Genomic DNA, 13,434 nt, shown 5'->3' on the forward strand with positions numbered 1-13,434 from the left:
CTGATGAGTTGAATTAACTAACAGCAAGGGGTAACAGCCATGAAAGTAAACGTCTTCAAACGAGGGTTACTGAGGTCCCGCTTTTTAAGATTAATAATGGTTACCGCTGGGTTGACAGCCCTTCTAGGACTACAAACACCAGTCAGCCTATTGAGCTCTGCCATAGCAATCACTACATCAGATGATATCTCCCTGAGTCAGCATGGGCAATCACCGTTCTATTTAACCAGTGCTCAACAACTTTTACAGCAAGGTAGAGAACATTATAGAGCCGAACAATTTACCCAGGCTGCCAATCTGTGGTTAGAAGCAGAGAAGCGCTTTTCCATCCAGCGTGATGGACTGAATCAGGTATTGGCTCTCAACAATTTAGCCCTCGCCTATCGTCAACTAGGTCAATGGTCAGAGGCGGAAAGTGCTATAGGCAAAAGTCTTGAAATACTTCAGAATATAAACCCTCTAACGACTGAAGGATTAAGACTCTATGGTCAAGCCTTAAATACTCAAGGTAGCCTGTACTTAACTCAGGGACATACACAAAAAGCATTGGAAATCTGGGAACAGACAGCTGATATTTATACGCAAGCTAACTATTCCGAAGGTGTAGTCAAAAGTTTACTGAACCAAACCCATGCCTTACGCAGGCTAGGCTTTCTACTAGAGTCTCGTAGTCGTTTGTCACAAGTAGAGGCACTTATAGAGGCACAAGACAATATCTCACTAAAAGTAGCTCTTACTCGAACTGTAGGAGATCATCAGCGTTTGCTGGGAGAATTTAAAGCATCTCAGGCTTCACTAGATAAGAGCCTACAGCTAGCTGAGGAATTTGCTGTAGATAAAGAATTAGCAGCCACTCAATTGAGTGTTGGCAATACTCTACATGTCAGGGCGCAACAACAGGAAACCTTTGCTCGCCGTACTCGAAATAAGACAGATCAGGCAAAGGCTGACATCTTATATCAACAGGCATTAGATTCCTATGCAGCGATTTCTGTTCAAGCTCCTTTACTGGTTCAAACTCAAGCCCTGTTAAATCAGTTTGATATTTCTTTGCATCGTAAGGGGTGGTCAAGGGCAAACTCTGTACAAACATCGTTACTACCAAAACTTGACGCTCTACCCTCAGGTCGCACATCTGCTTTTATTCATATGAGGCTGGCACGCTTACTAATGGATAAATGCACAAACGCCTGCCTTGCAGAGATAACTATTCCTCAACAACAGATCTATTCTTTGCTTTGGAAAGCAAAGCAACAGGCTGAAGCCATCAGAGATCCAGTGGCCGTATCTTATGCGCTGGGATATCTAGGCCATCTTTATGAAATAGAAGAACAGTATGTAGATGCGCAAAAACTAACTGAGGCTGCCCTGAAGCAAGGACACCATCAGCCCAGTCTTATTTATCAATGGGAATGGCAGTTAGGACGCATTGAGAACAAGCTAGAGTTTACGCGAGAACGAGTACTATCTCACTATGATGTAGCTTTTCAAAAGGTGCAGGCAGTGCGTAACGATTTATTGTATGTAGGGCCAGACATACAATTTTATTTTCGAGATCGCATCGAACCTCTATATCGAGAATATATCAGCCTCCTTCTACCCAAAGAAGAGATCGCGATTTCAGACAATACAGCTCAACTGCTCCGAGCACAAACCGTCATTGATGATTTGCGCGTAGCCGAGTTAGAAAGCTTCCTGGCCTGCGGACTCATTGCACCTGATGACAATATTCAACGCACGACTATTCAGGATGTGGCAAATGCAGATAAAACCACAGCAATTATTTACCCAATTATTTTGCCAGATGAACCTGGAGGAGACCGCATTGAAGTTCTCCTTCAATTACCAGACAAGGCTCCAGACCAGACCATCCAAAGATATTCTCCGAAAGTCAGCCAGACTGGTTTATCGCAGACACAAAATACTGACAGTCCTGAGCAGCGGTCTTCTAAGGTAAAAGCAAAACTAGAACAGTTTCGCCATGAGCTTGAGAGAACATACAATTATGTGCTTTCTCAACCTGGGCAACGGCTGGCTAACGAAATTTATGATTGGTTAATTCGCCCGGCTGAAGAACAAGGCTGGCTAGAATCCATAGACACCCTAGTCTTTGTTCTAGATGGAGCATTTCGTAATGTGCCCATGGCAGCGTTGTATGATCAACAAACAAAACAATTTTTGATTGAGAAATATGCGATCGCAGTCACCTTTGGTGATTTAGCCATTCCCCAAGCCCCTCCCGCACAATCTTTCAGTATTTTCACAGGGGGCCTATCTTCTGCAAGTTCATTACCCATAGCCCCAGAGCAAAGCATCACCCCAAACTCCAATGCGCCCGAGTCTGCAATGTATTTCCACGCACTGGCCTTTGTAGAAGATGAACTAGAAGCCATTCAAAACATCATGGGCGAGACAGAAAACCTGCTCAACTTAGAATTCAAGAAGAGCAGTGTACAAACCAAAATGCGCTCATCTACTCACAATATTATTCATTTCGCCACCCATGGCGTATTTGGCTTTACCCGAGACGACACTTATTTATTGGTGGCAGCATCAGAGCAACCCACAGAAAACAGAGTAGAGCAGAAAGGTCAGGCTATTGAAGTAGAAAAGATGGACCTTAATGACTTTGACCGTTTGCTTAGAACTCGCAACCAAACACCACTTGAGTTACTGGTTCTTAGTGCATGCGAAACAGCTACAGGTGATAGTCGGGAGATATTGGGTATTGCAGGCCTTGCAGTACAATCAGGCGCTCGCAGCACTGTGGCCTCTCTATGGAGTATTAATGATTTCTCTACAGCTGAGTTAATTAAGGATTTTTACGAACAGTTAGTTAACCCAGGTATTTCTAAGGCAAAAGCTCTACAGCAGGCACAGGTAAACCTAATTAGACAGAATATAAGACCCTCTTATTGGGCTCCCTATCTATTAGTAGGAGACTGGCGTTAGAGAGCATTTCAAGGTGAATACCCACTCTAACGCCACAAGCAAGGACTACAAAGAAGACTTACGCCGATTTAATCGATTACGTCTTGGAGCAAACATAAACAGTAGCAAGACATAAACTAATACACTCACACCAAAATAGGGGGCAAGACTATCCTGCTCAATCTCGTTCGTAATTACAGGCGCTTCCACCTGAGCTATGCTAACGTATGTTTCCATGGCTAATACAAGCCTCCACCATTGTCTAAGGGAGCATCAAGGCATTAACTCACTGGCAAAGGGGGGAGATCTGAACCACTTCAAGACCCACTCACTTAAATCACACACCCCTCTCAATCTTGCATCAGAAATCCCTGAAATCTAACAAGATCTTACTTTTATATACCGCTATCTATTCACACCATAAATCACCCATGCAAGTGTTTTTATATTTGCCATATTGCTTAATGTTTCGAAGACATACTTCAAGAGATTAGCAGAGGATGTTAATTATTGCTCTCTGTACTAAACTTCGGACAAATCTCACGGCTCAATCGTTTCACCCCCAATGTTCAGACCTAAGAACAACATCTGTCAACGGTAAAAACACGCTATTTCCTTTTCTTTCGATCAGAATTAGTAGGCTAGTCGTTTTTATTTTTGTGCTAGCTATTTCCTCTAGGTTTACTAATAGCCAACTCACGAAAAGAACTCTCTTGCAAAATTTTCCATACAGATGCTTGTTGAGCTTTTGCTAACTCCTGAACCTGATACCAGTGACTATCTTGATAGTCGTCTTTTCAAAAATACTTATCCAAAATACTTATCCCACCAGGGATTAACTCGCGCCAAGCATGCTATGTCATCCGAAATTCCACACCCTTGACGCTCAATCACCTGCTGAGGCCAAAGTTGCGCGTCAAAGATAGGTACGTACACATCCTCCATTTCATTCCCCAAGATTGAGAAATTGATGTATCCTTGCGGGGACAATTGGCAATATGCCTGGATAGAACGCTTTACAGGGTCACATGGCACAAATTTTTATCTCAGCAGGCCACGGTGGATTTGAAAATGGAGTCCGCGATTCTGGAGCAAAAGTCGAGGGTATTACGGAAGCCCAGGAAATGATCCGCATTCGGGATCTAATTATCCCGGAGTTGCGAGCACGTGGGCTCGCAGTCCTTTCCGTCCCCGACGACCTCAGCCTACAAGAAAGCATCCGCTGGATAAATGCCCGCAACCGTCCCGGTGATGTTGCGTTAGAAATACATGTGGGAGCCTTTCAAAATAAGAACGTCCGGGGAGCAACTGCTTATTACATTGCAGGCAACAAAGCTCGAGCGGAAAATGCCCGGGTTGTGTTGGTAGCCATGCTGCGCCGGGTACCGACGTTAACTGGCCCAGGAGGTCCAGGCGTTAGACCAGACACCGAGGCTGGTATGGGTCGCTTGGCCTTTTGTCGACAGGTAGAACCGCCATCCCTTTTACTAGAACTGGGCTACATAACCAATGATCGAGATCGCGGCATTATCCTCAGTCGCCGCCGCGAAATTGCCATTGGCTTAGCGGATGGTCTGGCAGCCTGGAGTCGTGAGATTAGTGGCACCCAGCCGACAGCACCCACACCTGCGCCCCAGTTTCCCATCATCAATATCACCATTAATGGCGGTCAGTATGACGAGAAAGGCGTCTTAGTCAGCGGTAACTCCTATGTGCCGATTGATGTCGCAGACCGACTTGGGCTTAATCTGGCCAGTAATGATGACATCCGCAAAGTACGGTATGGCAATGTGGTGTACGTCAAAGCCGTTGATTTAAGAGACTTTAGCATCTCCATCGGCTGGGATGCTGCTAGCCGTACCGTGCAACTCAAGTCTCAGTCGGCCCTTACCATCTGCCCAGGCCTCATTGATCAAATCATGGGCCACGGCAACGCCTCTGAAATCAGCCTGATGATGTTCTTGAAGAACAATAACGAACAAGCACTTCGAGACTTCCCGGATTTGCATAAAATTTATCGTCAAGAAGGAATAATTGAGGGTGTGAATTATGACATCGCCTTCTGTCAGATGTGTGTAGAAACCTCTTTTCTACGATTTGGCGGGAATGTGAAAGCCTCGCAAAATAATTTTGCAGGAATTGGCGGCCTGGGAGGGGATGCAGCAGGGGCATCCTTCCCCAGTGCACGTATTGGTGTGAGGGCTCACATTCAACACCTCAAAGCCTATGGCAGTAAAGAACCCCTGGTGCAGGAACAGGTAGATCCCCGTTTCAAATTTGTCAGTCGGGGCAGTGCCGTACTCGTGGGTCAGCTCAGCGGTCGTTGGGCTGCTGATCCAAACTATGGTGAGAAAATTCTCAACATGGTGAGACGACTTTATGAGTCTGCAAAGCTACTATAACTTCGCAAAAGTAGCCCCAGATAGATGTTCCTCAAACTGGTATTATTCATGGCTAATGCCCATCGGCAAACTGTCATATGCCAACTGGCACACATCCCTGTAGAGATTATTCTGAGAACACCGAACTGCCGCCAAAATAGCGCTGTTTACAGCCTTTAAGCGGTCATTGTGTAGGTTTTTCTTAGACATTGGGGTTGGCAGACTACCTTTTATGGTTATGATTTGTCACCCAGCATCTGCTTAGGTTTTAAATACTGCGTATTACCGGGCACCCTTAGAACTGGTCTACTGATATCTGCCTCAATTCCTGACTATCTGCCATGCTTAATACCTCTTCTTGGCCTCTTAAACTTTTTTTAGCCCTTGGCCGTCATAGCTGGTGGGGTGCCCTCCTGTGGTTCCTCTGGGTTATTCCTGCCCATGCTACCGAGCTGAGAATTGCTATCCGCAACAGTGCTAATCAAGTCCAGATTGGCGCGTCTACAACAGGTGTTATTCGCGACAACCGAGGACAGGCAATTCTTCAGCTACCTGAGTTACAGTCCATCAGCGTCGATACAAACGGTGGACGATTGGAACTTACTGATGGCTATAGCGACTTTGGTCAAGCCAACACCTTTTGGTTAGAGCCCTCCAACGATGGAGTGGTCTGGATTGGCGACCGTTGGTATAGAGGTAGAGTTAAGCTAATACCCAGTAATGGTGGGGTAACGGCAATTAATTATGTCGATATCGACGATTATCTCTACAGCGTTGTTGGTAGTGAAATGCCTGCGAGCTGGCCCCAGGAAGCATTGCGATCGCAAGCCGTGGCGGCTCGCTCCTATGCCATGTATCACAAGAGCAAAGCTAACGGTCAATCCTATGATCTAAAAAGCACTCAAGCGTCCCAAGTGTATAAAGGATTAGACGGTGAAGCAGCCTCTACCCAGTCTGCCGTAGATGCCACCCATGGCAAGGTACTTACCCATGGCGGCAAAGTGATTGAAGCCGTGTTTCATTCGTCATCCGGCGGCCACACCGAAAATTCAGAACATGTATGGTCTCAAGCTGTGCCTTATCTGAAGGGGGTGCCTGACTTTGATCAAAATGCGCCTGTTTACAGCTGGCGAGCACAGTTTTCGTTGGAAGAAGTTGGCGCACGCATCGGCTACCCTGGCATCATCCAGGCTGTGGAAGTCCTGAGTCGCAGCCCCCAAGGTCGGGCCAATCGCATGAGCATCATTGGTGATGCTGGCGCATTAACCATTACGGGCAATACATTCCGTCAAAAGTTGGGTCTACGTAGCACTAAGTTTGATCTGGCCGTCAGTCCCACCAGCATTTCAGTGGCGGGCAATGGGTTTGGTCACGGCATTGGCATGAGCCAGTGGGGAGCCCGAGGCATGGCTGAACGGGGTCAGCAATACCGTGATATTCTCACGCATTTTTATAATGGAACTCGCCTAGGGTCGCTATAGGGAACCAAAAGTATCCATAGAGCAACCCCAATCACGACGCATTCACCTTCTAGATGAGCAGATCGTGACTTAGGCGAGCAATCTATTACAGCTTAGTGCCACACTCAGAACAGAATCGATGACTCACTTTGTTGTCACTGCCACAACTATGACAATGAACAAATTCTACTGGGCGCTTAGTTGCAGGCTCGGCTAAACCAATCATCTGAGAGTTGTTCTTGCCAGGTGGAACCATAGGATAACAGTTCTCATCACGGCGGACCCACACGTCCAAGAGTACTGGACCGTCATGGGCAAGCATATCAACGATGGCCTGATCAAGTTGATCAGGCGATTGCACAACAATCCCTTTTACACCAAAGGCGGCGGCCAACTTCTCAAAGTCAGGCATACCCACTTCCATATTGGAAGAGGCATAGCGCTCACCATAGAAGCCCTGTTGCCACTGACGTACCATCCCTTGCCAGCCGTTGTTAATAATGACGGTTTTAACCTTGATATTGTATTGAGCCAGGGTCGCTAGCTCTTGCAAATTCATCTGGAAGCTGGCATCACCACTAATGCAAATGACCTGCTCATCCCCTACACCGATTTGCACACCCAATGCTGCTGGCATACCGTAACCCATGGTGCCCAGACCCGCACTAGAGATCCATTTACGCGGACCATTCTGAAGAAACTGAGCTGCCCACATCTGATGCTGACCGACATCAGTGGTGTAGTAGGCATCAGGGGCATAACGACCCACTTGAGCAATCACGTGCTGTGGAGCAAGCTGATCGCTATACGTAGGAACTTTGAGGGGATAATCCGTTTTCCATTCATCAATGCGGGCACGCCAAGCACCTGTTTGGTCTGGGTTGGCGGGTTTGTCCAGACGAGCCAACAACTCAGTCAAAACATTTCTGACATCGCCCACAATCGGCACATCAGGCACACGACACTTACCGACCTCAGCGGGGTCAATATCGACATGAACGACTTTAGCGTGCTGTGCAAACTGCTCCAGGTTGCTCGCTACTCGGTCATCAAAGCGGGCACCAATGGCCAGCAAAAGGTCGCACTCACTCACGGCAAAGTTGGCATAGGCTGTACCATGCATCCCTAGCATGCCAACAGATAGAGGATGTCGCTCATCAAAAGCCCCCTTACCCATCAGCGTGGTGGTAACAGGAATCTGAAAATGTTCGGCTAGCTGAGCAATTTCTGCATGGGCCCCGGAAATAACAGCCCCACCACCGACGTAGAGCAAAGGCTTTTGAGCGCTGCGCAGCAGTGCGATCGCATTAACAATCTGCCGGGGATTCCCTCGTGTCGTGGGCTTATACCCTGGAATTGCAATGGAGCGTGGTGCCACTGGAGCATAGTCAAATTCTTCTAAGCCAACATCCTTAGGCACATCGATCAGCACTGGACCAGGACGACCAGACTGAGCAATGTAAAACGCCTCAGCCACGATATTTGCCATCTGTCGCGGATCGCGGACCACATAGGAGTGCTTAACGATGGGCAGCGTGATACCAAAAATATCGGTTTCCTGAAACGCATCACTACCGATTGCTTTGCGAGTTACCTGCCCAGTGATAGCAACCATTGGCACCGAATCCATCTGGGCCGTTGCAATTCCTGTGACCAGGTTGGTCGCCCCAGGTCCCGAAGTGGCAATACACACACCCACCTGTCCTGTCGCCCGAGCATACCCATCCGCCGCATGGGATGCAGCCTGTTCATGACGCACCAGAATATGCTGAATATCACCTCTCTCTTCTGCTTTATAAAGTTCGTCATAAACCGGCAGAATTGCCCCACCGGGATAGCCAAACACGTGACGCACGCCATGGCGCACCAGGCTATCGATTAGAGCAAAGGCACCGGTCGCTCGCTGAATGACGGGTTTTGCTTTAATGGAAGGCTTAACAGACGTTGAAGTCATAATTTTCGAAGGGCAGTCAGAAGTGCGTCAGCTACGGGAATGCTATCTAGGCATAATTGCTGATGGTTGTCTATTTTACAATCCCAATTCCAAGGAGTTAGACAAATTTCATAGAAAAACGATTTTCTAGCCTCAGGTCAGAAGACTCAAGCAAACAAACAATCGGGCTCTGAGCAGGTTCTGAGATAGTAAATAGAGGAGCACGGCATCACCATCTGCCGCCCTAAATAGCATGGATTCAAGGTTCCCCAATCATTCGTAAGTTAATTCATCTCAGGACAAAATTACGTCAACACCTGATAACAAAATCAAGTTCACCTTAATCCAAGGACAAAACAGAACAGATGAACTCAAGCGCGGTCATCGGCTGACTCCGTGCATTTATAGCCCCCATTCCCGTAGTGGAATCAGGTGACTGCCAGAGTGTTAGGTGCTCAACCGCCGGATCTGAATAGAAGTAGCCCTGACTCTCAATCGCTGCAGGAAAGTATGTAGTGCGATGGGTCCAATGGTCATGACTCATACGATAAATTTCCAGGTCCCCCAGGAGCGGCATGCCCCATCCATCGATTGCAATTAATCGACTGCTTCCCCCCATCTTTGTCCAGGTCATTAACATTGGGTAAGCGGCAACCACCCCAGCACTAAATGCAATCACCTGTAACAAGCGATCGCGGCGCGGCGCTTGTGGTGAATTGAGCAGCCAGGGCAACGTTCCGGGGGCCGCCCAAATTGGCATCACCCATAACCGCTCTGGCGTAATTACCCTCAACAAAGATTGCAGGAAGTCATAGGTTAAATCGGCGGAATGATAACCAGAACAAATCAACAACTGCATCGTCACAACATGATTCGCCCGAATTGAAACAAAATGATCGCAAGGTAAAAAAACATTGCAACAGCTGTTAACTATAGTTTATTTATCAGTGTCTTCAAGTTTATTTTCCAGACAAATATTTAGTCTTTATTAAAGATGACGCACCCTTGATTCATGGTGGGAAAAAATAACATTAGCTAAAGGCGGGGATCAAAGATTTAACAGCGATCCCCGCCTTTGAATTGAAGTCAGAGACAAGTCTCATATCATCTTATTCAAGCCACTTTTGGGTATGGTTTCTCAACAGACTTACATAGTGGAAATCACGGTTGAAATGACAGAGTTTTGACTATTACATAAACTCCATAGCCATGCCCTTGGCAACCTACCCACAATCCAGAATCGGAGATCCTCACGATGGCCAACACTCTCATTAACATCGCGCTACCCGTCGTCAACGAAATTATCGATGATGTTTTAGCAACTGGCTCTTCAGCATCCTATCGAGATACCTTTACGAGTTCTGATGCTCGCGACCGGCTAGCCACGTTTGTGCTGAGTCGTTTGCCCGCTCGTTATATGACTATTGCTGAAGAATGTTCCTTAGAACTACCGCGTAACTGCTACTCTGCGGAGCAACATCGCCAAATTCGTCAGCTGGTGTACCAGGGCATTCAAAAATTACTCACGCGTCCCATTTCATCCACACCGGACACCTTAATACCCTCAACCTGGTTCGGCTAATAATAACCAGTAGTTTGAGCATCAGCTTAACAAATAGTATTGTTCCAAACCCCCTATGGACGTTCGGTTCTACCCCATAGTCATAGGGGGAATCTTGCCAGTAGTCTCTAAATAGACATGTTGTCAGACGTGTTGTCCATATCAGCTATCGTCGGCTGATGTGTGGTACGACAACTATATGCATCTAGAGGCCCATGGTGGAGAAGTTTTTACCCACAATTAGTAGTCTGGTGGCCTTGGGAGAATTAGGGGCTGAGCCAATGGCTTGGGAAGGTCTCAACTCAGACAGTGCCAGGGAGACTGACCACCAGAATCAAGCAGAGCGGGCTGAAATGGAGTGGCAGGGAGCAATTACATCCCTCGGACATCTTTTAAAAGAGACGCTACCCCACGGTGCTGAAAAAAGCACTAAATCTAAAAAATCGGCAAAACCACGCCAAAGTAATCGACAAACACCAGCAGGCATCCTCTTAAGTGGGCCATTCCCGGTTCTAGATGCACCAAAGCTTACGGTGCAGTTGTCCAATTGGGTGTTTATTCCCCCACCGTTAGATCAGCTATCCCAAGCATTTTCTCAATTAATGCCAGCTGATGATACACCGCCCGTTAATACAGCCGCTGCTCGTATTTTGCCGTTAATTGACGGAGACCCTCTAGCCGGCGAGCGGTTTTGTTTGTTGCTGACCGAGCGTTTTAGCGTCGTACTGGTGCTGGGCCGTGATGCTGATAATGACCTACGGTTTCAGTTTTCATTTACTCCTGAGGTTATTAATCAGGTCTGGCGATTATTGCGATCGCGCATCTACTTGACCACACCAAAACAGCTAGCCTTCCTGAATCCACTGGTTGAAAAATTTGTCCCCACAGAGCCAGATTACCGAATTGTCAGCCAGTTTAGCCGCTGGATGCTGTCTTCCCTACCAGTCCCCAAACCTAACCCAGTGATCGAACGCATTGTTGCGGTGCCAGGTGAACCTGGCAACAGCCATGAATCCCACGGATTGGATACCGAATTGCTCCAGGCCATGGCCCATGAAATTCGGACACCATTGACGACAATTCGCACCTTGACCCGTTCCCTAATCCGCCGCAAAGATCTAGTCGAAAAAGCGAAGCAGCGACTACAGCAAATCGACAATGCCTGCACCCAGCAAATTGACCGCTTTAATCTCATCTTCAAAGCTGTCGAGTTAGAAGCAGCAACCCACAAAAGCCACCGTTCATCTTTAACAGCCACTGCGCTCAGTGAAATTATCCAATCCGCCATTCCTCAATGGGAACAAGCCGCCACTCGCCGTAACCTGTCCCTTGAAGTCAAACTCCCCAAAGACTTACCCATGGTAGCCAGTGATCCCATCTTGCTGCAGCAAGTGCTCACGGGCTTGGTAGAACTTTTTACCCATACAGTGGCTCCCAAAGGCCAAATTCAGCTGCACGTTATGGCTGCCGGTGATCAGCTCAAACTTGAATTTCAGGCTGAGGTTAGCTCGATCTGCGATAAAAACCGTCCCACCCTGAAGTCGCTTGGAAAACTACTGATGTTTCAACCTGATACAGGGGGACTCAGTCTCAATTTACAAACCACCAAGGCCCTCTTCACAGCCTTAGGCGCTAAGCTCACAGTACGAGAACGAACCAACCAGGGTGTCACTTGGATGGTTTTCCTACCCATCGAAACGGCACACTACCCCATTGTGTAGCGCTGCTAAGAACTGGTATTAGAAAGGCAGCTTTTTTTTGCTTTCCCGGCTGCTTTCAAAGTCCATTTCCTTGAGCTTTTTAAGAATGCGGTTAAAGTATTCACCCATGTACTCTTCCACAGTGGTCGTTTCCGACTTATCCAAGCCAAACGTGCTATAAACTTCATCCATCTCAGCATCTAAGGGCTCACTGCCGGCACTGACCTCAGCAAATGCTAAACGATCAGCAAACTGCCATCCCCATTGGAAAAAGTTTGCAAAGCTGCGGACACCACGCAATAGGCCCAACGACATGGTTGAGACCTTCGCATCTTCACCAGAAAGACGTTCACAGAGTCTTACTAGCTCATAGGCTCCCCAAGCTCGAGTGCCAGCCAGGGGAAAGGAACGCTTACCAGTCTCAGGTAGCTGCAATGACCGTACAGCAAACCGAGCAATATCTTGGGTATTCATATAAGCGATGGGAGCTGCTTCGCCCATGACCCAAATGGCCTGCTTTTCTAAAAGCGGAATCGCATATTGCCCTACGAGGCCCTGCAAGAAACCACAGGGTCTCAGAATTGTGTAATTTATCCCCGATTCTTCTAAGAACTTTTCCGTACAGTGCTTAATGTCCATTAAAGGGACATGGGGGTATTTCTCACAATTAAGAATCGAAATGAATACATACCGCTCTACCTTGGCATCCACAGCGGCCTTGATTAAGTTAACTTTGCCGTCCCAGTCCACATCGTAGGCAGAATCCTGAGGGCGGGACGTTGCTGCATCAATCACAGCAGTCACGTCGTCAAAACATGGTGGCAATGACTTAGGGCCACAGAGATTCGCTTGGACCAACTGGGCTCCCCATTCTCGAAGAAATGCGGCTTTCTGGAAGTTACGCACCAGGCACTTAACGTCAAACCCTTCATCTAAGGCATTGCGAACAATCTGACGACCCAGCGTGCCCGTTGCACCAACCACCAATATGCTCATGGAGGACTCTACACAAAACTTAACGCTTTACTCAGCTTAACAGACGCCGCTTCGTTCGAAAACCTAGGTTTGAGTTAAAAAAGCAGCGGAGCTTCACCAAATGGCTAGTTTCGCTGCTTTTTTAATAAACTAGGCAATTTGAATGAGCCTTAATCTGAATCCATCAAAGATTAAAATCAGCACTCACAAAAAGCACCAATCAAGCTGTGAAAATCCAAACGATTACTCTTCAGCACCTTGAAGCTTCAGCATTAGAAACCCAACACCAAGCCCCACCATGACAATGACAGACATTGTGACCGCAACCGAAAAAATTTCTCCGCCCATAGTGCCTAATTATCCTCCTGCGTATGTCTCTAATAATTAGAGACGGCATAGCTTAAATTCTTTGGTTACATTCTAAAGCAGTTTGGGCATCTAACTCTAGCAAGGTCTATACCGTTCTGCTTAAAGAGCAGGACTAAACCCACCC

At 47.3% G+C, this 13,434-nt stretch carries 10 protein-coding genes; 5 read left to right on the forward strand and 5 right to left on the reverse strand.

Features of this window, described 5'->3' with window-relative positions; all coding sequences use genetic code 11:
- Window positions 1-39: 39 nt before the first annotated feature.
- Window positions 40-2,952, forward strand: coding sequence for a CHAT domain-containing protein (locus tag DXZ20_RS36550; protein WP_250566055.1), 2,913 nt, complete (start codon window positions 40-42; stop codon window positions 2,950-2,952).
- A gap of 45 nt (window positions 2,953-2,997) precedes the next feature.
- Here the strand turns inward: DXZ20_RS36550 and DXZ20_RS36555 are convergent, their stop codons facing one another.
- Entirely contained in the window at window positions 2,998-3,168 is a 171-nt protein-coding gene (locus DXZ20_RS36555) for a hypothetical protein (RefSeq protein WP_163666591.1), read from the reverse strand.
- A gap of 791 nt (window positions 3,169-3,959) precedes the next feature.
- Here DXZ20_RS36555 and tftA point away from each other — a divergent pair.
- Both tftA and DXZ20_RS36565 read left to right on the forward strand, forming a co-directional pair.
- The gene (gene tftA / locus DXZ20_RS36560) at window positions 3,960-5,333 is read left to right on the forward strand and encodes a hormogonium tapered terminus morphoprotein TftA (protein WP_163703332.1); all 1,374 of its coding nucleotides are present in this window, start codon (window positions 3,960-3,962) and stop codon (window positions 5,331-5,333) included.
- A 320-nt stretch (window positions 5,334-5,653) separates the two neighbouring features.
- Window positions 5,654-6,793: a SpoIID/LytB domain-containing protein gene (locus DXZ20_RS36565; RefSeq protein WP_163703333.1), complete on the forward strand. Its 1,140-nt coding sequence runs from the start codon at window positions 5,654-5,656 to the stop codon at window positions 6,791-6,793.
- 85 nt (window positions 6,794-6,878) lie between these two features.
- On the opposite strand, the gene ilvB is transcribed toward DXZ20_RS36565, so the two are convergent.
- Window positions 6,879-8,726: a biosynthetic-type acetolactate synthase large subunit gene (gene ilvB / locus DXZ20_RS36570; RefSeq protein ID WP_163703334.1), complete on the reverse strand. Its 1,848-nt coding sequence runs from the start codon at window positions 8,724-8,726 to the stop codon at window positions 6,879-6,881.
- Window positions 8,727-9,045: 319 nt separating this feature from the next.
- Window positions 9,046-9,564, reverse strand: a complete 519-nt coding sequence (locus tag DXZ20_RS36575; RefSeq protein ID WP_163666583.1) for a hypothetical protein — start codon at window positions 9,562-9,564, stop codon at window positions 9,046-9,048.
- Between the two features lie 396 nt (window positions 9,565-9,960).
- Between DXZ20_RS36575 and DXZ20_RS36580 the strand changes: the two genes are divergently transcribed.
- Entirely contained in the window at window positions 9,961-10,287 is a 327-nt protein-coding gene (locus DXZ20_RS36580) for a late competence development ComFB family protein (RefSeq protein ID WP_163703335.1), read from the forward strand.
- A 194-nt stretch (window positions 10,288-10,481) separates the two neighbouring features.
- Entirely contained in the window at window positions 10,482-11,987 is a 1,506-nt protein-coding gene (locus DXZ20_RS36585; RefSeq protein ID WP_163666579.1) for a sensor histidine kinase, read from the forward strand.
- Window positions 11,988-12,005: 18 nt separating this feature from the next.
- Here DXZ20_RS36585 and DXZ20_RS36590 read toward each other — a convergent pair whose 3' ends face one another.
- Together DXZ20_RS36590 and petM are read right to left on the reverse strand one after the other, a co-directional pair.
- The gene (locus tag DXZ20_RS36590; protein WP_163666577.1) at window positions 12,006-12,962 is read right to left on the reverse strand and encodes an SDR family oxidoreductase; all 957 of its coding nucleotides are present in this window, start codon (window positions 12,960-12,962) and stop codon (window positions 12,006-12,008) included.
- A gap of 222 nt (window positions 12,963-13,184) precedes the next feature.
- Window positions 13,185-13,289, reverse strand: a complete 105-nt coding sequence (gene petM / locus DXZ20_RS36595) for a cytochrome b6-f complex subunit PetM (RefSeq protein ID WP_006516600.1) — start codon at window positions 13,287-13,289, stop codon at window positions 13,185-13,187.
- Window positions 13,290-13,434: the final 145 nt, after the last annotated feature.

This window comes from Adonisia turfae CCMR0081, from assembly GCF_011009555.1.
Taxonomy (GTDB): Bacteria; Cyanobacteriota; Cyanobacteriia; order Phormidesmidales; family Phormidesmidaceae; genus Leptothoe; species Leptothoe turfae.